The organism is Flavobacterium cupreum (assembly GCF_003996965.1).
In the GTDB taxonomy this organism is placed as follows: Bacteria; Bacteroidota; Bacteroidia; order Flavobacteriales; family Flavobacteriaceae; genus Flavobacterium; species Flavobacterium cupreum.
In genome coordinates, this window is record NZ_QWDM01000001.1 from 578,637 (window position 1) to 600,333 (window position 21,697).

At 38.6% G+C, this 21,697-nt stretch carries 12 protein-coding genes; 1 reads left to right on the top strand and 11 read right to left on the bottom strand.

What is annotated here, in order from left to right; genetic code table 11:
• From D0817_RS02345 to D0817_RS02365, 5 genes are all read right to left on the bottom strand, one after another.
• Complete coding sequence (locus tag D0817_RS02345; protein WP_127336774.1) at window positions 1-1,125, bottom strand: glycoside hydrolase family 76 protein; 1,125 nt, start codon at window positions 1,123-1,125, stop codon at window positions 1-3.
• A 12-nt stretch (window positions 1,126-1,137) separates the two neighbouring features.
• Window positions 1,138-3,606, bottom strand: a complete 2,469-nt coding sequence (locus D0817_RS02350; protein ID WP_127336775.1) for a glutaminase family protein — start codon at window positions 3,604-3,606, stop codon at window positions 1,138-1,140.
• Window positions 3,607-3,725: 119 nt separating this feature from the next.
• Complete coding sequence (locus tag D0817_RS02355; protein ID WP_127336776.1) at window positions 3,726-5,114, bottom strand: discoidin domain-containing protein; 1,389 nt, start codon at window positions 5,112-5,114, stop codon at window positions 3,726-3,728.
• A gap of 64 nt (window positions 5,115-5,178) precedes the next feature.
• Window positions 5,179-6,978, bottom strand: coding sequence for a RagB/SusD family nutrient uptake outer membrane protein (locus tag D0817_RS02360; RefSeq protein WP_127336777.1), 1,800 nt, complete (start codon window positions 6,976-6,978; stop codon window positions 5,179-5,181).
• Window positions 6,979-7,017: 39 nt separating this feature from the next.
• Window positions 7,018-10,188, bottom strand: a complete 3,171-nt coding sequence (locus tag D0817_RS02365) for a SusC/RagA family TonB-linked outer membrane protein (RefSeq protein WP_238160805.1) — start codon at window positions 10,186-10,188, stop codon at window positions 7,018-7,020.
• Between the two features lie 472 nt (window positions 10,189-10,660).
• Between D0817_RS02365 and D0817_RS02370 the strand changes: the two genes are divergently transcribed.
• A complete protein-coding gene (locus tag D0817_RS02370; RefSeq protein ID WP_127336778.1) occupies window positions 10,661-11,245 on the top strand; it encodes a helix-turn-helix domain-containing protein in 585 nt (194 codons plus the stop codon).
• Between the two features lie 186 nt (window positions 11,246-11,431).
• On the opposite strand, the gene D0817_RS02375 is transcribed toward D0817_RS02370, so the two are convergent.
• The 6 genes from D0817_RS02375 to D0817_RS02400 all read right to left on the bottom strand — a co-directional run bounded on the left by D0817_RS02375 (window position 11,432) and on the right by D0817_RS02400 (window position 21,389).
• Window positions 11,432-13,114, bottom strand: a complete 1,683-nt coding sequence (locus tag D0817_RS02375) for a DUF4983 domain-containing protein (RefSeq protein WP_127336779.1) — start codon at window positions 13,112-13,114, stop codon at window positions 11,432-11,434.
• 244 nt (window positions 13,115-13,358) lie between these two features.
• On the bottom strand, window positions 13,359-14,039 hold the full coding sequence (locus D0817_RS02380; RefSeq protein ID WP_127336780.1) for a phosphonatase-like hydrolase: 681 nt from the start codon (window positions 14,037-14,039) through the stop codon (window positions 13,359-13,361).
• A 145-nt stretch (window positions 14,040-14,184) separates the two neighbouring features.
• Window positions 14,185-15,342 (bottom strand): TIGR03364 family FAD-dependent oxidoreductase, encoded by a 1,158-nt coding sequence (locus D0817_RS02385; protein ID WP_127336781.1) that lies wholly within the window; start codon window positions 15,340-15,342, stop codon window positions 14,185-14,187.
• A gap of 36 nt (window positions 15,343-15,378) precedes the next feature.
• Window positions 15,379-16,659: a DUF5690 family protein gene (locus D0817_RS02390; protein WP_167470920.1), complete on the bottom strand. Its 1,281-nt coding sequence runs from the start codon at window positions 16,657-16,659 to the stop codon at window positions 15,379-15,381.
• A 144-nt stretch (window positions 16,660-16,803) separates the two neighbouring features.
• Entirely contained in the window at window positions 16,804-19,680 is a 2,877-nt protein-coding gene (locus D0817_RS02395; protein ID WP_127336782.1) for a TonB-dependent receptor, read from the bottom strand.
• An 878-nt stretch (window positions 19,681-20,558) separates the two neighbouring features.
• On the bottom strand, window positions 20,559-21,389 hold the full coding sequence (locus D0817_RS02400; protein WP_127336783.1) for a M57 family metalloprotease: 831 nt from the start codon (window positions 21,387-21,389) through the stop codon (window positions 20,559-20,561).
• Window positions 21,390-21,697: the final 308 nt, after the last annotated feature.

A 21,697-nucleotide genomic window follows, 5' to 3' on the forward strand; every position in this document is an offset into this window, starting at 1 on the left:
TTATTTTTGGGCAGGCGGTGCAATTTGCATAATACCTACCGCACTGCAGGCTTCGAATGACTGAACGGTTAAAACCGGACAGGGAATGTCATAATCACGGAACATGATGTTTCTGTTTTTGTCTCTGTTTCTCCAGGCTACATCACCGTTTTTACGAAGCCATGGCAGGTATTGCTCTTGTCCTCCGTCGTTTACCAATGCCATGGTGTATCGTGCAAAAATGGCTTTCAGGACTCCTTGTTCGTTCCAGTCGCCTTCGGCAGGAAGAATTCCTTCTGCGCTTGACATGACGTTTTTTGTATAATCGGCGGCTAATTTTGCATCATTTAAATAGGCTGCGTCTTTGGTTTCTTTATAAAGTGCTACTGCAGCTCCTATACAAGTTCCCTGATTGTAGGTGTAATCAGACCAGCCCGGATTGTTTCCGATTTTATTATCGGCTACGCGTCCTGTTGTTTTTTCGAATAAATTATTTTTTGACCAGTCGTAGATGCTTTTTGCTTTTGTCAGATACTCTTCGTCACCGGTGATTTTGTATAATTCCATTGCTGCAATGACAGTTGGATAATTGATACAGGCGTTTTTTCCCGAGTGCTGGAAATCCCAGAACATTCCGCCATTGACCGGATCGTATGAACCATTCCACACATATTCAAAACCTTTGATGGAGTTTTGTAAATATTCCTCATTTTTAGTGATTTCATATGCCCGGCTTAACGAAATTACCCACCACATCATATCATCGTAAATGAACCATTTTACTTTGTTGCTGTAATTGAAACCGTCGTATTCCTGATAAGCGCCCTGATAAATATCCTTGATCAGCGTCAGGTATTTAGGATCATTGGTACGTTTATAAGCATCCATGGCAATGTCCCAAAAAATAGCCTGTGTCCAGATCGAGCCTAATCCTCCTTTTTCGGTTGTGCTGTAATATAATTTTGCTGTTGGATTGTAAAACTGTTTGTTGAACGCCTCGTAGGCAACTGTTGCGTCAGCAGTTGTATACGGTACAACATTGCTGATGTCCGGTGTCCATAAAGGTGGCCCTGTAGGCTCGTCATTGCTGCAGAACGTAAAAAGAAAACTCGCTACAACCAGATAAACTATTTTAATATTTTTCATAATTTTTATGTTTTATTTTTTGGCTGTTTTCCATTTTAGAAGCTGCATGTAATATCCTCCTACTACAGATCTTGCTTTAAAGTTTACCGTATGTCCGTCTATTGTCTGGTGCCAGTCACTTAATGGTACTCTGTCAGGAGTTTCGTTTGCATAATCCCACATTGGGTTCACGATGGCGTCAAAATCTTTTTGATTATCGGCCAGAGTTGCGGACCATATTACCCAATCCGATTTGGTGTAATTTTCACGGCTGTCTAAGGGCATCCCGTATTTGTTTTGTTTTGTTAAGTAATACGCAACTTCTGTTTTCCGAACACTTTCAGGAAAAACGTTCAGGCCTAAAATAGTATCCCAGGCCAGGTTGTATTTTTGGCTCCAGGTTCCCGGTTTTCCAAATGCTAAAGAATAGTGATCCTTATCTTTGGCCAGATCCATCCATTTCAACGCCATTTCTTTGGCTTCAGCCGTAAACTCCTTTTCTGTTTTTTTATCGCCTAACATTCCGGCCAGTTTTCCGTAAGCGGCTAAAGCTTCAATTGCTTTTATAGAAAGATTGGCATTACGTGCCAAATGTCCGGCAAAGTCATCTGTTGATAATTGATTTTCAGGATCAAAACCACTTTTTCGTAAGTAATTTGCCCATTCTGTAAGGGTTGCCCAGTGTTTCTTAGCATAATCTGCATTTCCCTGCTGTTGTGCGATGGCCGCTACCACCAGTATTGCATTTCCTCCTTCTTCAACGGGCATATCTTCGCCGTAGGTTTGTCCGGTTGCAATGGGATAGGTTCCTAAATCGTGTGCCGGAAATGGTTTTTTCCATTTTCCGCTTTCGCTGTAATAGAAGATTCCGTTTAACATTCCTTCCATTAATTTTGGATTGTAAAGCAAAAATAATGGTGCTGAAGGATAGGTAAGATCGACTGTATTGATAGAGCCGTTACTGTGGTTTTCTTTGGAAAGAAAAAGAATATCCCCGTTTGGGGCCTGCGTAATCGAATGCGCCGCAATAGCCTGTCTGTAAGCCAGAACACACAAATCGGCATATTTTTTTCCGCCTGCTGCTACAGCATCAGTTTGTAATTTTGCATCAAACTTTTCGCTTTTCAGGATTACTTTTTTATACTCTGAATTTGCCTCAGCAAGTGCTGTTTCGATTGTTTTTCCATCTTTTTTCCACCACGGTTTTAATGGAGTGTCAAAATAATTTACCGCAAACAATTCGTCGTAACCCATCAGTAATATTTGTTCCTGTGCTTTTTTTCCAACATCTCCCAGGTCAACAATAGTGTTTAGGTATAAATTATTTCCTTTTACGCTGTTCACTTCTGAGGCTGCTTTTGTGGTAACAAATGGTTCCAAACCACTGTTTGCAGATGAAATATATTGTTTTACATTTTTAGCAGACTGGGTTGCCACATAGGCATATCCCCAATCAATACGCAGATCATCCCCTTTCTTCTGAAGGACTGGCTGCTGTACGGTTCCGGTTTTTAAAATTGCTAAATTATTCTGATGGTAGCGCCATGCTTCTACTTCCTGCGCCGGAGAATCTACGGCCAATGTACTTGAAGCACCTAAATAAAGCTGAACGCTGTGTTTCTGATCATCTTTTGATTGCACTGAAACCGAAATATAACTTACCGGACGGCTTAATAACTGTAAATCATCTAATAAAAGCGGTGATGTAAAAGTTACTTTTAGTGCTGCTTTTCCACAATCAAAAGTATATTTTGTGTTTGTAGCTTCAAGGGAAACATTGGTTTGACTGGCCTGGTGAATGGTTACATTTCGCATGGATACATCTTCGGTCACTAAACCTGCATCAAGCCATTGTCCGCCTGCTGTATTTTCGATATGAACGGCCAAAACATTTCCTTTTGATTTCAGTTTTGTCAGTACAGCCGGTTCAATTGCAATGTATTTGTACTGGTGTTTCCAGCCGCTTACCTCGTAGATTTTTTCTCCGTTTAAATATACCTGAACGTTATCATCATGGCGCAGTTTCAGGAATAATTTACGGAAGTTTTTATCTGCTAAGTCAAAGGTTCTTCTGGTCCATAGATTCTTGGATTTCCAGCTTGTTTTGGCTTCTGAATCGTCATCTGTAAAGGGTGCTTTTCCGGTTTTCCATGAAGCGGCATTAAAGTCAGCATTTGTCCAGTCAGAAGACGGGGTTTCTTCTGTATATTTTACGGAATAGTTTTCTTCATCGGCTGTGGCCAAAACTGTTTTATAGGCAATTGATTCTACGCCCAGAAAGCGGTATACTTCGCCATCTACTTTTACTAATCCGGTCAAAGACTGGTCTGTTCCTGTCCAGTGCTGGGTTGCCACTGTGTTTAACTCATTTCCGGCAGACCAGACACTCTGATAAGGCGTGTGCGTGATTAAAGGATAAGACGGTGCTCTTAAGACCTGAGCAGTACCGCTCGTGACTACAGCCAAAGCAATGGTTATAATCGATATATATTTTTGTATCATTATGTATTGATTTTTTACTTTTAAAGCAATTTGCAAAGTTTAAATGATTGGGAGCATCCTGGCTAACCAGGCCAGAATGCCCGTCAATCGAACTACTAAACTTAATTTAAACTAAATCTTTATTTTCTAACGAAATATTGTCTCCACTCGCTGATCTGGATCGCATCACTACCATAGTTAGCGGTAATGTTTATTCTGTAATATTTATACGCTGTTGTATTAGTTACCACAAATTCCCTGGTTTGATTCCTTCCGCTAAAAACCTGATTTGTTCTTGTGTCTAAAGACGTCCAGGACGAACCATCGTCAGAACCCAAAAGTTCCCAGTTTTTAGGATCTCTGTCCGGTGCATCATTACCGGAGGTAAAGTTGTATTTGTTGACAACTGCAGCTTCTGTAAGTTCCTGCTGCATCCAGAAATTGATATTATTGGTATCTAAACCGCCAACCAAAAACTTAGAGCTTAAGTCATTATCAATTAATTTTAATGACCCTTCGCCTCCCTGAGCTCCGTTACCGTTGTCTTTGCTCACGGTTATTGTAGCGCCTACGGTTAAATCGGTAATGTTTACAACAGGTGTAAATGGATAATTCAGGGTTGGAAAATCAGCACGGGCGTCTAATAATTGTTCCTGCCATTCGTCGCTCCATCCAAAAGCTGCTTCGGCAAGTGGCTGCAAATCATCTCCTGTGGCACCGCTAAAAAAGTGTACAAACTCTCCCATGTTCATATCATGCGCATACGTATTTCCATTTGTCGGGTAAAATTGTGCCGTAAGTTTAAAGAAGTTTCCCAGTGACAAACTTCCGCCATGATCTTTGTAAATTGGAGCGTACCAATCCCTGAACCAATAGGTGTTTTGTTTTGGAAAAGTGGATGTTTTTGCGTTGTTAGCCGCTGCAATACGATCTGCATCGGACTGCATTTGCAACTTTGTATAGATATCATATAAGAAGATTTGCGAATAGGTATCTCCCCAAATCGCTTTTGCGGGAGAACCGTTTATGCCTCTGGAAGACGTTTCTACAATCTGACTTACCGCCAGTAATGGGTTGTCGATATTGTTTCCTTTCATTTCATATCCTTCGAAGGCAATGTCAAAAATACTTCTGTTTCCGCTCGCGGCGTTAAAAGTCGTTGCTACATAGATTGGTCCTTTGCTTTTGTCATGAAAGACAGCATACAATCTATTGTCTCCGCCAAAATCCCCGTAAGTGGCTGTTACTTGTTTCCAGGTGTTTTTAAAGAAATCATTTGGCCAGTCTAAAGGTCTTTTGACCTCACTATCATAATATACGGCGACACTTTTATCAAAAAACTGACGGTACAGTTTATCGGTGTGACCGCTCCAGTTTTCTTTAATTTCCCGTGGGGGTGCTCCTGCAGGATCTGTGTTTACAATTGCATCCGGCAATCCATCGATAACGGAATCATCGTCGCTGTTGCAGGAACAAAATAAGCTGGTAACAAAAATTAATGAAATAATTTTTATGATATTTTTATTCATAGGTTTAGGTTTTAAAGGTTATTTAAGCGCTGTTTGTAGTTAAAAAACAGCGCTGTAAAATAGATTACCAGCCGGGATTTTGAATCAACCTGGTGTTTGTATTCAGTTCTCTTTGTGGTATTGGCCATAAATAATGTCTTTGATTGAAAATCCTTTGTTCAAACACTACACGTTTGTAAAAGTTAGCTTCATCGGTCGCATTAATATCCATACCGTGAAAATCACCGGCGAATTTTGTGATGGCTTCTTTCCAGCGGCGAACATCAAAATAACGCACGTTTTCAAAGGCAAGTTCTACTCTGCGTTCCTTATGAATGGCATCACGCATTTGTGCCTGTCCTCCGGGAACCGCTAAACCAGCATCTCCGTATTGTGGCACTCCGGCTCTTTCTCTGATTTTATTCAGGTAAATTAGGATATCCGGATTTGCAGGATCTGATTCGTTTAGGGCTTCAACATAATCCAGATAGATTTCTGCCAGTCGCAACATTGGGATACTTCTGTTGGTATTATTTTTATTTCCTGTAATCATGGTTTTTCTTACCACATAACCGGTTGGCGCATAGTCATTTCCTGATCCTACGCCACGACCGGAATTTCCGCTGTACCATAAACCTGTAATAATATTTCCGAACTGGCGGTTTAACCAAAGGCTTTCATTATAAGTAACGCCCACATAGAATCTTGGCTCTCTGTTTACCCATTGGTTGTAAGTCGATCTTTGCTGCACATCAAATGGTGCCTGAAAATTCGAGAAACCAGTGGATTGATACCCCGAAGCAGGATCATCGATAGAACGGCCGTTTGACGTAAAATAAGCATCAACCATTTCCTGCGTAACAGCCAGTCCGCCTGCTCCATGCACATCATCAGGATATCCAACATGCTTTGGTGTCACGTCATAGTGGTATGAAATTCCACCGCGGGGACGGGCATAGATCATTTCCTTATTCCAGTCTTTAAGCATTACATCACGTGTTGACAAATAAGGATTGTAAGATCCGTCTGTATTGTATTCTTTGAATAAATCATATGTGGCCGGGACATATTCGTCAATAAATGCTTTTGAGGCAGCTGCAGCTAATTTCCATTTGTTTACATCTGTACTTTGAGTGATAAATTGCTTGCCTGTTTCATCTGTAAAAGTGGCGTAATCTGTATTTCCGTTAAACAACGGACTTGCATTCAGCAACAACGTTTTTTCTTTGATCGCCAAAGCAAAAGGCCTGCTCATTCTGCCTGCATTGTCCCCTACAAACGAAACTGGCTTTAAAGCTTCAGCTCCTGTATTCAGTTCACTAATGATATAATCAACGCATTCCTGCATCGTATTCCTGTGCAGATTAAGCGCTACTAAATCAGCATCTACAGGAACCGGGGTTTCTCCCATAAGGATCACCGGACCGTAAATTCTAATTAAATTATAATACCAGTAGGCTCTTAAAACTCTGGCTTCAGCGATATACTGACTTGTTCTGGCATCTGAACAATCTTTACATTTTCCGATATTCTGGATTAAGGTAGAGCAGTCTCTGATTCCGCCATAAAAGTTAGACCACTGATCGGAGGTTTCCCCACTGGCAGCATTCCAGTCACCTATGTCCATAAAGTTACCAAAGTGGTTGGACAGCCAGTATTCCGCTTCATCAGAGGCTCCTAACCAGGGACCTGAATGTGAATTGGTTTCTCTTTGATCTAGTTCACTAGGGACACGCGAATAGATATTCGCAAGGTATTTTTCTACAGTGCTTCTTTGAGAAAAAGTTTCGTCGAAAGTTAAACGGTCGTCCGGTACCTGATCTAAAAAATCATCATTACAGGAAAAAAAGATAAGTCCCGCAAATATTAATATTAATTTTTTCATCACTTGATTATTTAAATAGTATAGTAATTGTTTTTTTAATTAGAATTGTATGTTAACACCAACAGACACGGTTGTAATGTTTGGATAAGCCCTTCCATTGCCTGAGTTTAATTCCGGATCCCACAATTTAAATTTTGAGAACGTCAGTAAATTCACTCCCCTGATATAAAACCTGGTATTTTGGATACTGGCTTTATTGGAAATTCTTGCGGGAAGATTATAGCCTATTTCAGAAGTTTTTAGTCGTAAGAAACTCACGTCTCTTAACCACCATGAACTAGTCTGCGTATTGTTGTTTTGTCCAATTCCGGAATCTCCATACGATAATCTCGGATAGGTTGCATAAGGATTATCACTGTCAGGAGTCCAACGATCGATGGCTGCCGTGTATAAGTTACCAATACCTCCGCCACCTACGAAAGGCTGAACCGACTGTCCGCTTAACATAATGTCCGCATCTGATTGTCCCTGGAAGAATAAACTTAAGTCAAAGCCTTTGTATTCTGCCGTTAAACCAAAACCATACGTAAAAGATGGAATATCGCCTTTGCCAATTAATGTTTGATCGTAAGAATCGATTTTTCCGTCACCGTTTAAATCCGTGTATTTAATATCTCCCGGCATGATTTGTCCAAACTGTGCCGGATACTGACTGCCGTCAGCCGGAGAAATAAAACCGTCTTTATTCACGTCATCTGCCAGTGTATACAAACGTTCAGCCACATATCCAAAACGGGAATTCAAAGGTGTTCCTCTTTTATCCTGCCAAGGATAAAGCTGTTCTGGATCACCGTTTTCGATAATTTTATTTTTATTGTACGTAAAGGTTCCCCTGAAGGAAAGTTTTACATCACTAATATTTTGGGTATAGTTGACACTTCCGTCAAAACCTTTATTATCCACCACTCCAATGTTTCCGTAAGGAGAAGCTGCCAGTCCAATATACATCGGGACATCTCCTCTTTGCAGGAAGGCTCCTGATGAACGATCCTTAAATAAGTCAAAGATTACTTTAAGACTGTTGTTGAAAGCATTTACTTCAATTCCTAAATCACGTTTGCGGGAAGTTGCCCAGGTTACATCTGAACCATAATAGGTTTCACGAATACCTGGTGTATATTGCGGATCTTCACCAAAATCATACCCCGGCTGACCGTCTTCCACGCGGCTTAAGTAAGCAAAACGTCCGGCTCCTGAAGATGCGCCGACTTTTCCATCGGAATACCTGAATTTCAAATAATTGATTGTGTTTTTGAGAGGGGCAAAAAAAGCTTCATTTGACACGACCCAACCTGCCGCAAAAGAAGGGAAAAATCCGTATCTGTTATTTGGAGCAAAATTTTCCGAACCATTGTAACCACCATTTACTTCTACAAAATACCTGTCATTGTAACCGTAAGTAACACGTCCGGCAAGACCTTGGTTTCTGTACGGAATAGATGCTGTAAAATCATTGGCAAAAGCATCTACATAATCAGACCTGTTAAACAATAACAAACCTCCAAAAGTGTGTTTGTTAAAAGTACGGTCGTAGTTAAAAGAGGTTTCTAAGTAAATTCTTCTGTTACCCCCATTCGATCTGTTGTATCCTAAATAGTTAGTACCAAAATTCGTTTGATTTAAAATCAGCTGACCGTCCTGGGTATACGGGGTATTTTGATCTACAAGATAAGTGCTGGGCTGTTTTCCCCTGTTCACATTTTGCTCGTTGTACGCATCGAAAGCGAACATTCCTGTCCAAGTCAGACCTTTGGTAAGTCCGCTTAAATTTTGTGTTATTCTTAAATTAGAATTGATTTGATTTTTAGTATTGGTTTTATAACCTCTCAGGGCTACCTGCGCATACGGGTTAAATACTGAATTGGGTCCTATCCCGGGGATAAAACCTCCCGGATACATTACCGGAAAATTAACCGGAGAAGCCTCAAGTGCGGCACTGTAAACTGCATCTGCGCCAAGTTCAGGGTAATTTCCTTCAGAAAGATAACCACGTACGCCAAGAACCATACTGGTTGTCTTAGTGATATCTATATTTAAATTGGTGGTGAAATTATATCTTTTAAAACGCGTATCAGAATCATAGCTCTCTGTGTTGCTTGTTTTAAATAATCCCTTTTCATCATAATATCCTAACGAGACATAATATTTAGCAGCTTCAGCCCCACCACTAACATTTACAGTAGCCTGACGATTTTGTCCGTATTTATCGTAAACAGCGTCCAGCCAGTTCACATCCGGATATAATAACGGATCGTATTTTGTCGCCGTACGGTTTATGGTTTCTTCAGAATATTTAGGTTGCTGCCCTCTGGTTACCAAAGCCTCATTGGCCAGACGCATGTAGGTTACACCATCTACTAAATCAGGTACTTTGGTAAAAGTCGTAATTCCCTGGTTGTAGTCGACCATCACTTGTGGTTTTCCAACTTTACCTTTTTTAGTTTCAATTAATATAACACCATTAGCACCACGAATACCATATACGGCCGTAGCAGATGCATCCTTTAAAATTGAAAATGACGCAATATCAATGGGATTCAAATCATCAATAGCACGCTCAACGCCATCCACTAAAATAAGCGGACTGGAACTGCCAAAAGTTGAAATACCGCGAATCCAAAGATCTGCACTGTTACTACCCGGAAGTCCGGAACGCTGTACGCCAGTCAGACCGGATATCCTGCCGGCCAGCATGGTACTTATGTTTGCCACCGGTTGTTTTAATTCGTTAACGTCTATAGATGATTGTGCACCCACAACGCTTACTTTTTTCTGTTTTCCGTAGCCGACTACAACAACTTCGTTAAGGGAGTTCAAATCTGAAATTAACTGAACATCTATAACTTCTTTATTGCCTACTTCGGTTTCCACCGATTTTAATCCCGTATAACTAAAAACTAAAATGGCTTTTTTGGAACTTACTTTGATGGTATAACTTCCGTCAAAATCGGTCTGGGTTCCGTTAGTAGTTCCTTTTTCTACAATAAAAACTCCCGGCAATGATAATTTATCATTATCCATCACTGTTCCTTTTATGGTAACCGGATCCTGCTGAAAGGCGATTCTGGCTGCAGAAACGGGGTTGGTCACGCAAAATGAAAGAAGCAGATACAGCAAAGTAATCTTATGTAATTTCACTTTACCGCCGGACCTGAACAGCTCCTGGTATTTCATTTTAAAAACAGTCTCTAAGAAATCTTTCGTTTTCATATAATGTCTGTGTTATTAATTTTTTTTGGTTAGTACTTCGTTAGTTATTTGTATATGACAAACATACTAAAACGTTTTAGTAAAAAAAATATAATTTCACATATGATTATTTTTTTTCATTTTTTTTTATACAAATGATAATTATCTTAATAATTATTTACTAAATCGTTTTACCAAAAGCCAAAAACGACACTTTTGACATTAAATCGGACAGCGTAAATTGATCAGAAAGGAAGAATTTATACCAAAATTATTACTAAAACGTTTTACTATCTCAGTATTAGCGATCTGGAACTAAAATAATTGGCTTATAGAGCTGGAACGATAAAAATAAGAAGTACTCTATACTTTGCAGGAATAAAGCTCTTTTGACTGATTATAATTTTCAGATAAAAATGATTTTCTTCCTGCTCTGTTAAAAGGGTTTGTGCCTAATTATGTTATATTTACCCTTTAAAGTGAATTCAGCATTATGGAAGATTATTTAATTGGTATTGGAAAAAGATTAAAAGAAATTAGAAAGAAAAGTGCTTTAACCATACATGAAGTTGCCGGCAGGGCCGGAGTGAGCAACGGATTGATTTCAAGAATTGAAAATGGCAGAACTATTCCGTCGCTTCCGGTTTTAATAGAACTTATCCATTCGTTAGATACTGATGTGACTTATTTTTTTGAGGGAGTCAAAAACATTAAAAATGCCAAGTTTATTCACCTAAAAAAAGAAGACTATCAGAAGATAGAAAAAGAAGACCGATCAGAAACAAAGGGTTTTAATTACTATCACATCTTTAGTAAAAGCATTAATTCTATCGGTTTTGAAGCTGTGATTCTTGAAGTCGAACCGGATAGTAAGCGTGAAAAAGTTATTACTGATGCCTGGGAATTCAAATATATTATAAAAGGAAGCGTGACGTATATTATTGACGATGCAGAAGTAGTTGTAAACGAAGGTGATTCATTATGTTTCAACGGAAGACTTCCTCACGTTCCTGAAAACAGAACTACAGAAAATTGTGTGATGCTGGTACTCTATTTCTATTCTGAAAGTAATAGCTGAAAAAATTAACCGCAAAGAGCGCGGGGAAATAAAACGCAAAGTTCGCAAAGTTTATGATCATAAACTTTGCGTAAACCTTAGCGTTCTTTGCGGTTAAATAAAATCACCGCGTTAAACAATAAAAAGGCTACCTCCAAAATGGAGATAACCTTAAAAAAAACAATAAACACAAATGCTAAAAGCAGTTTAATTTCCTGTTGGAAGCCAGGAGCGCCCGTCCAGAGACCATCCTGAATTGATTGGCACACCAAACCATTGCAGCGACGAATAGGCAATATCTACCATTTTTGGCACTACTCCGCCAGCGGTCCCGCATTTTAAGGTTGCCGTACTTGTTGTCCATGATGGCGTATTAGGAAAAGTAAGGGCAACTTGTTTCGGACTCGAATCCGTAAACGCATTTCCTGAGCCGTTATCACCTTTCCAATACCCGATAAGACTGGCGTAATCAGGATGAGAAGCTGTAACAGGCGAACAGGTATAATTGACAATCGAACTTTCTGACAAGGCTTTATTCCAAACGCGGACTTCAGCAATATTTCCGTTTACGTTTGCGCCATAAGTCAGGGTTCCGTCTTGCCCTACTGCAAAAGGCAATCCGGAAGTTAAGCTTCCAAAGGTACTTACAATAGCAGCTTGTCCGACAAAAGCGCCATCCTGGTATGTTTTTACCAATTTAGCGGTACGATCGACTACTAATGTCAGGTGATGCCATTTTCCGTCATTGATGGCACCTCCGGAAATATCTACGCGATTTTGAGTATCGCCAATATTTACTTTCCAGGTTCCTCCCGTATTAGCACAAATCACAAAGCCGCGATTTTTGCCACTTGCCCAGTTTTTATTAGAAACCAGAGACGGATCACTTGAATAACCGGAAGTTTTTACCCTGCATTCAACCGTGAAGCCTGAACTGCCAAAATTGTACAAGGCATTAGTTGTCGATGCATAAATACTATTCGAATTAAAATTGGCGAATTTACCTGTAATACCAGTTGTCGGATCGACAGGTTTTTCAATTTTAGCCGGAGTAAAATTTTTATTACTGAAGATGGTAAAAATATTTCGTTCTTCATAAGAGGAGCCGCCGTGGGATCCTGTTGAACCCGTTACTATTCCACCGTGATCGGGTGCCACGACGACCAGCCAGTCTTCATTGGCATAATTAGGCCTGTTTTTTAGCGCCGTCAAAATCGCACCGATATATCCATCCGTAGTTTCAACAGCTGCTTTATATTGCGGTACATTAATCGAAAATCCGTAACTGTGACCGGCATGATCCACATCATCAAAATGCAGGAATAAGGCATCCGGATTATCGTTTGTCAAGGCGGCTACCACTTCATTTTTTACCGCTAAATCTGTTGTTACTGTTTTCTCTACATCAATTCCGTCTACAATATAAGTGTTGATTGGCGCCCAGTGCACAATCGACATTGTTTTTAAAGCTGCATTATAGATTTCAAGGCGTTTTAAGAAGCTGGGATAAGTTCCGAAATTTGGACTTGAAAAGGAGTTGTCTGTTACGCCATGTTTTAAATGGGTCACACCACTCAGCATGGTCGACCAGCCATTGCCGCTCCAGGTTGGGGCTTCGGTTAGCGCATCTACACTGTATACGGCATTAGAAAGCAAGCCGTGAACATTCGGCGTATTTGCGCCCATCAGAACATCACCACGACAGCCGTCGATGCCTATAATCAGTAATTTTTTAGTGCCATTGCTTACGGCAGATTTATCCGTTTTCGGATTTTTAACAGCATTTGCCGCATTTTCATCGCGTGTAAGCGCTGCATCGTTGGTACAAGAAGCGACCAGAAGCACAATTGCCAGAATTGTAACGTAACTTAATCTAAAAATCTTTTTCATTGGGTTGAATTGTTTTAGGGATTACTATTGATTTACTTGTAAAACTATTTCCTGCAGGGATTTTTATTTTAACTAATTAGTATATTATTTGTGACTTGTTTTTCACAAATTAAAAATGTACGCCACGAATTGCCAGGATTGTAATCTTTTTAATCCTTTAATCAGTGGCAAAAACCAGGTGCATTCAAAAAAGTGAAATGCCTTTACTGAGTATCTAAATTCTATGCTTCTGTGTGTTTAAAAATCAATTCTCAATGCTATATAAGGAAGCAAGGGATTCTAAAATGTAATCCGGCTTTGCTTCTTCAAGTTGCGATCTGGTTTGGGCTCCGGATAAAACGCCAATGGTAATGCCACATTTAGCATTTTTGCCCTCTTCAATATCAATAGCCGAATCTCCGGCCTTTACTACTTTTGAGGCATCTGTAATAGCAAATAACTGCATCGCTTTGTAAATCATATCAGGAAAAGGACGTCCCCGCACCACATCATCAGCTGTAATTAAAGCATCGTAGTGCGTGTTTTTTTTCCAGTCTAATTTTTCTAATAACGTATTCGCAACATGATTGTTGTATCCTGTATTTAAAACTATTTTTACACCATCCTTTTTCAGGTTTTCAAAAACATTTTCGACCCCTTCTATTGGTACAACTCTGGCCGATAAATATTCCTGATCCAGGATTTTTTTGAAATGTTCGAATATTACATTTGCTTTTTCAGCATCCTTACTATCAAGGTGTTTTAAGATATCTTTTATGGCCTGATACTTTTCTTTTCCGGCACCTAAGGAAAGAACTGTTTCCAGAGAAACTTCAATACCAAAATGGTTTATTGACTTGTACAGCGTTTTATAAACGATATTCTGTTCATTGATTGTGGTTCCGGCCATATCAAAAACGACCATTTCAATTTCATTAATTTTCATCTCGTATATTTATTTTTATAAACATGCCATTGTCATGGCTTAGAATGCTTTTATTTATTTTTTTTCTCGCAGATTAGGCAGATTAAGCAGAATTTTTAATTTTTAATTTTTAATTTTTAATCCGCATAAAAATTAAACAGCTGCTTTAAGTATTAAAAATTTTATCAATAGTATGTTTGGCAAATCCTGCACTTCCCGTCATTCCCTTGCCTCCTATTCCGGTTATAATGTGAATGTTTTCGTCAACGGTATGTTCAAAAATATCTTTGGTTTTGCATTGCGAGTACATTCCAAACCATCTGCTTTGAATTTCGTAAGTGGGCAGATCAATGATTTTTTTCGCCTCCTCAATCATAAAATTATCAATATCCATATTCAGATCGAATCCTAAAGAATCTACGTCTTTTGCGCTGGCATATTCGTGCGAGTCGCCTAAAATCACTGATCCGTCCGTGGCTTGTTTGAATAAGATGTGAACACCGTACTTTTTCTCAAAACTACCCGGGTCTTCTTTTGCTTTAATGGATTGATACGATTTGCATTCTTCAAAAGATTCATATCTTCTGATGGTCAGTCCCGTCAAAATCGAACCGTCTAATTTGTAATTGTTTTGAGGTTTGGTTTGCAGCATCTGAAGTTTAGAAACAATCAGATCACTGTTGTTATAAATCTCCGGATATAAAATTTTAAAATCACTTCCGTTGCAGATGATCATTTTTGAAGCTGTAAATTCTTTTCCTAATGAAGTGGCTGCAATCACTTCACTAAATTTGTCTTCGGTATGAACAACCGTCGTATTCATAAATAAATCAAGGCCTAAGTTTTGAGTCATGTACTGATGCAACTTATGAATCATTTTTGAAGGTTCAACAGTTACTTCCTGCGGAAAAAACAATCCTCCTGTGCAATAATCAGCCCGCAAACCGGCGTATTTTGCCAGACATTGTTCTTTCGTCAATACAGTAGATTCGTAATCATTTGAAATATTAATCTCGTGCAATTCTTCTATTAACTGCATTTCTTCTTCATTTGAAGCCAGATAAACCGTTCCGTTCTGACGGATACTGATGTCAAACTGAGACTGGATGTCCTTATAGATTTTCAAACTTTCTTTTCCGAAATCCTGCCACTTCCTGTCCATTCCGGATGGCACCACCTGACCGAAATTTCTAACGGTCGCCCCTTCCGGTTTGCTGTTTTTTTCCAAAATGGCAACTGACATTCCTTTTAACAAGGCATGGTAGGCATGAAATGTGCCCAAAACCCCTGATCCAACTATGATTAAATCATATTTATCTTTCATGTGTAACTCGTTTTTTTATTATTATTTTTTCTTTGTTCAGGTGTACAAAGGTGTTGTGCTAATTTTTGTTGTTTTTTTGAATTTGCGTCTAAAGTAATGGAATGACATTATCGTGGTGATAATCCCCACAAAGGATAACAGATAAATACAAGTGGTAAAAAAGCTTAAGAAAGAAATATTCTTATCTCCGAAATTTTTGAAAAACAATACTAAAACGCTTCCCAAATAACCGAAAGCATCAGCGATGTAGATTAAGAATCCTGTGTTTCCGTCGATTTTGTAGGTCGCAATCATTCGGTCGAAAAACAAACCATTAAACGGAATATAACAGATGTACATGCCAAATCCGGAAATCATCATCCATGGAAGCGGCGCTAGTAATTGCTTTTGAAACAAGAACGTTGCCGCACCAATTAACACCGAACCGATGAACAAGACCAAATGGTAGTTTTTGAAAGCTTTGTAGTTGTTTTTCATGCTTCCTAAAAATCCTAAAATCACCAAAACCGAGATTGCAATTGGAATTTCAGAATACATATAAATCGAAATGCTTTCCTTATAACCTAAAGTATCCCATAACTCCCTTGCAAAATTATCCCTGAATTCCCGCATGGCAGTAAGCATGGCATAGAAAACGATAATCGCCGTAAGCGGAAAGGCGAACTGCCTGAACAGCGAGGAGCGTTCTTTTTTATTAAGCGGTTTTCGTTTTGATTTCAAAGCCAGATCTTCAACATCCGGATTTGGAATTTTTTCGAGAAATAAAGAGAAGAGGATTAACGGAATAATAAAGATCAGACCCGAAACAAACGGCATCCAGAACTCGGTGCATCCCAAAACTTTCAATACAAATACTCCGACAGATTTTGCAGCGCCTGAAGAAACAATAAAGCTCGAACATAGAATAACGCCTAACAATTCAGTAGTTTTTCTTCCTTCTATATAAGAGAAAACAATTCCCCAGATCATTCCCAGAGGCAGTCCGTTTATAAATAAGAACAAAATATTGTAGGGCGCCGGCACAATCGCAAAACCTAACAATGCCAATTCTGAAATAGCGATAAAGCTTATTAGATATAAAATTCTCCTGGACGATTTTAGTTCTGATATAATTTTGATTCCCAAAAACTTAGAAAGCGTATATCCTAAAACCTGAGCCAGGATCAAAAGGATTTTATAGTCAATTCCCCAAAAAGCCATGTGGTCAAATGTGGCTACCGTAAAAGGTTTCCTGAAAGCATACATACAAAAGTAAGTACCAAATGCCGCAATGGATGTTTTTAATATAAATCTGAAATTAGATGCTTTTTTAGACATTGGCTCCTGATATTTAGCTTGATAAGTGTAGTGTAACGTTTAGAAGTGTTTCTTTCTTCAGAAACCCGTTGCATGCGGTCGATTAAAAAAAATAAATTGCAAAAATAGAATCTCCCTACATCCAACGGGTTAACTTATAGTTGTCTATAAATTATATTTTAAACCAAGATTAAACTTGACTCCGTAATATTCAACCTGCTTTGGACGGTTTGGCGTTTCCCCAAAATGGTACATCAGGGGCTCATTCAAAACATTGTTCAAATCACTGAAGATGGTAAAATGATCTCCAATTTTATACGAAGCAGAAAAGTCAAGTGAGTTGTATTTACCATAATAAATATCGTTCATGTCTGTATTTTTGGCATTGGCATCAAAACTTGTAGCATAAGCGCCTTTGTGGTTAAAAGCAGCTCTTACGTTAAGTTTTCCGGTTTCGTAAAACAATTGTAAGTTGTATAATTCTTTAGCCTGGTAAGGGGTGGACACTTTTCTTCCGTTCGGATTGTTGGCATTTTGTGCCAGGGTCATTTCAGAATTCATCAATGTGGCATTGATCTGTGTTCCGAAATATTTCAGGAAGCCGGGCAGGAAGCTGAATCTTTTTGTGATTCCAAATTCAACTCCGCCAATCCACGCATCGCCGCCGTTAGTTGGCGAACTGATTTCGATATTTGGAATTCCGTTTATAGTACCCTGATAAGTATCGTCAAAAATTGGATCTGTAATCGATTTATAGAAAACCCCGGCGTTAATAATTCCTACTTCGTCCAGGAAATATTCTCCTAATAAATCAAAGTTCCAGGAATAAGTCGGGTTTAGATTTGGATTTCCTCCTGCATATTCCCCATCAATAGTATTCAAAGATCCGGCTGGGGAAATATCTCCAAAGTTTGGTCTTGCAAATGTTCTGGTGGCAGCAAAACGAAGGTTTACATTCTCAATTGGCGAAAATTTCACATGTAACATTGGTAAGACAGAGGTGTATGTTTTTGTATTTTCAACATCCACCACTACATCATTTTCTACTGTTTTTCCTGTGACCTGGGTAATTGTATGAGTAACTCTGACTCCTCCTAAAACGGTCCATTTATCATTCAGTAAATACGTTGCCATGGCATAAGCAGAAGAAGTAGTCTCCCCTACATTAAAGTTTCTTCCCAAACCTTTTCCTAATTCCGGAATTTGAGAATCTGCAGGGTTCAACACTAAATTCCCCTGAGCGTTATGGAATAATTTTGTCATTCCGTCAGCAGATAAAACCGGACCAAAAGTAGTACCTATTGAAGTTCCCGTTTCTTTTCTGAAATAATCTGTTCCGCCTGGCTGCTGGATTAAATCTGAACTGTAATTCGATAAAAATGGTGCTGCTGATCCTGCCCAGCTGTAATATTCATCTCTAAAAGTGGCGATACGATCTTTATCTGTCAGCTTCGCACCAAATTTCACTTTAAAATCTTCGTTAAAATGATGCTCATAGTTAGCAGCAGCAATAATATTATCCCTTTCTACAATACTGATTTTATACAGCTCCAATGTAGAAAACTTCATTTTTGCCGGATCTGTTATAAAATTCGGATCGAAATAAAAATCAAATATTGATTTCGGATTGTTCGGATCCAGCATTCCGCCATCAGCAGCCCAGTAGGCTCTTGGTCCGCCAGCTCCCCCATTTGCCACAGGTACCGTATTTAAATATCCGGGTTTAACCCCAACTCCGGTCTGGTTGAACTGAATTAGGAAATAGCTATTATCTTCCGCATTTGGAATATTGCCATATTTAAACTGATTTCTGTAAGAAGCCAGACTCCAGTCTAAAGTTCCGTTTGCCAACTGATGTTTTCCGCCTAAATCAATACCAATAAACTGTGTTTTTAATTCATTGTGAATATCCTGCTGTTCCACTGTTAAAGCATTGGTAGCACTGCTAAATTTATCAAATCTGATGCGGTGTTTATAATGTGTTTCTTCATCAGAAAGTCCTCCATAAGTTGCTTTCAGGAAAATTTTATCTCTTGAGGAAGGATTAAACTCCATTGCAGCATTTAATCCTGTTGTTTTTCTGACTCCCGTATAATCTCTTAATTCTAATCTGTAAACTCCCTGATCACCATTTCTTCTGGCTTCGTAATTATCTGTCGCCCAGTTTCTGTCCCAGTACGTTCCATTGATAATGTAGCCGAATTTTCCGTTTTTGCTTTTGTCTCCAATGGTAAGTGATCCGCTGTAAATCCCTTTATCTGATTTTTGGTTGTATCCGCTGAAAATACTCGCTTTAACCGTTCTTTTTGCCGGAGCAGTCTGCGTCGTAAAATTTACGCTTCCGCCAATCGCATCTCCGTCCATATCAGGCGTAATGGCTTTTGTCGCTTCAACATAAGCAATAAGATCTGATGGAAAAAAGTCGAATGCTGTCGCTCTGGAAGTGGTTTCTTCTTCAGCAGTCGGGATTCTGTTTCCGTTGATTGTAGTCGATGACCAGAAAGGCGGTAAACCGCGAACCGAAACAAAACGTCCCTCGCCCTGATCTCTTTCGATTGAAACTCCAGGCATACGCTGAACCGTCTCTGCAGCATTGCGATCCGGTAATTTCCCAATACCATCGGCAGCAATTACGTTTACGATGCTCATGGATTTTTTTTGCATGTTCAGCGCTCTTGCTTCACTGTTTCTCTGGCTCATGCCACTTACTACTACCTCGTTTAATTCTTTCGAATTTGTTGTAAGTCTGATAATTCCTAAATCTAATTTTTGATTGTCTTTTATTTCAATGGTAATCGTTTTTGTTTCATATCCTATGTAAGCGATTTGTAATTCAAAACTTCCTGATTTTACATCCTGAATTGCAAAAGAACCACTGAAATCCGTAGTTGCTTTTTGATTGTCAGATAATATAATAGTGGCTCCCGGCAAAGGAGATTGTGCATCTGTAACAGTTCCGCTTATTGTTGCTTTTTGCGCAGTCATGTGCTGGACAAAAAATAAAGCTGAAAAAATAAAAATTGCCTTGTAAATTGTTTTCATGGTTAGTTTGTTTACAAATATTAAATTTATTAAAGCAAATTAACTGCGATTTTTACAAATAGTGAAAAAATTAAAATTATGGAATTGTTAAAGAAATGAAAAGTAACGCACGTTGTTTGTTAAGAATTTGTAAAAACTAAATAGGAAAAGGTGGCAAAAAACATCTGAAGTCCCAATAAAATAAGGAATATTAACATTTAGTATTCTAGTGATGAGAATAAATGCAGATTTAATTTAATTGTCAAACCGTTGAATAAAATAAAGATTGACATTCAATTTGTTTACAAATAGTAAATTTTATAGCGGTAAACATTTTAGGTGTGGTAGATATAAATTTCAAATTCCAACGTAATTTTTTACCGCAAAGCACGCAATTTTCATGACTTAACTGTACGCGAAGTTCGCAAAGCTGATTGGTACACTTTGCGAACTTTGCGCTTTTCCTTGCGTGCTTTGCGGTTAAACTGCCATTTCCAACGTTATCTTTTACCGCAAAGCACGCAATTTTTTATGGTTTAACTGTACGCGAAGTTCGCAAAGCTGATTGGTACACTTTGTGAACTTTGCGCTTTTCCTTGCGTGCTTTGCGGTTCAACTGCCATTTCCAATGTTATTTTTTACCGCAAAGCACGCAATTTTCATGACTTAACTGTAAGCGAAGTTCGCAAAGCTGATTGATACACTTTGCGAACTTTGCGCTTTTCCTTGCGTGCTTTGCGGTTCAACTGCCAATTACCATAAATAACAAATCCCAAACTCAGTAAGGGAAGTAATAAAATGACCCGGAATTTTGGAGGCTATATCCAATAAAAAAAGGCTGCTTCACAAATTGTGAAACAGCCTCTCCTATTTTGTAAAGAAGACTCTAATTCAACTTTCTAGTATAAATAATTCAGGGCAGTAATATCATTAGAATTGAAAGCTCCTGTTTCATTTGAACCGAAACATGCTCTCATATAAGAAGATGAATCATATCCTGTAGGTGTTCCCGGGATGTGAATTGCTCCAACACCGGCTGTTCCTTCATTTGAATTCTGTCCACAGCTTTGACGGCTGAACCAGTCAGTATGACGTAAACCGATACAGTGACCGATTTCGTGTGCCGATACGTGCGCATTTACACCAGTTGAATAAGAATCTAATCCGGAATATAAGGTAACTGAATTAAAAGGTGCCCCTCCTGAAGGGAAACCTGCTACTCCACCGGCAGATCCGGTCTGTCTTCTTACCACAATGTTTGCACCTGAGGTACTTGAGCTAAACGTTAGTGTAAAATTAATTGACAAGCCTAAATTATTGTATCTGTTGATTGCTGCCTGCAATCCGTTACGCATGTTTGTAGTCAGGGCTGATGTACCAGTTCCTGATAATCCTACAACTCTGATTGTTCTTGGAGCAGATACTAAATTGGTAGTACGGTATTGTTCTGTAGTAATACCACCATGAAGATCCATTTTGTTTAATTGATCTTGTGTAATGATAATATCTCCCTCTACTAAGAAGGCATCTTCAGTCGTACCATCTAATTTAGTATTTTTAACCACCTGAACATCTGAGTTATTTAGTGATAAAGCACTAATTTTATTTAACACCTCAGGTGTTACTTTAAGAGATTCCTGGCTGGTTTGCGTTGTTTCCTCTTCTTTGTTACAGGAAAATAGTGTTAGCGCTATAAAAGACAAGGCTAAAATTGATTTAATTTTTTTCATAATAGGTTTTTGTGGGTTGTTAAATTAAGTTTCTAAAAGGGGTTTCTTTACAAAATATTGTAATATTTGTCATCAAATTTATATAATTTTTAATCTTAAAATACTTATAAAAATAAAATATAACAAATTTAACAGTTTTTGTTATATTTTTTTACTTCTTTTTTTAATAATAATTATCTGATTATTATGACAAGCCCAGTAAAATCAATAATTGAATACAAATCAGCTTGTTAGGGCAAAATAATTCTCTGTGAATATTTTTTTTAATTCGCCTGTGTTAAAAAATCATTTTCAATTACAGTTATCCT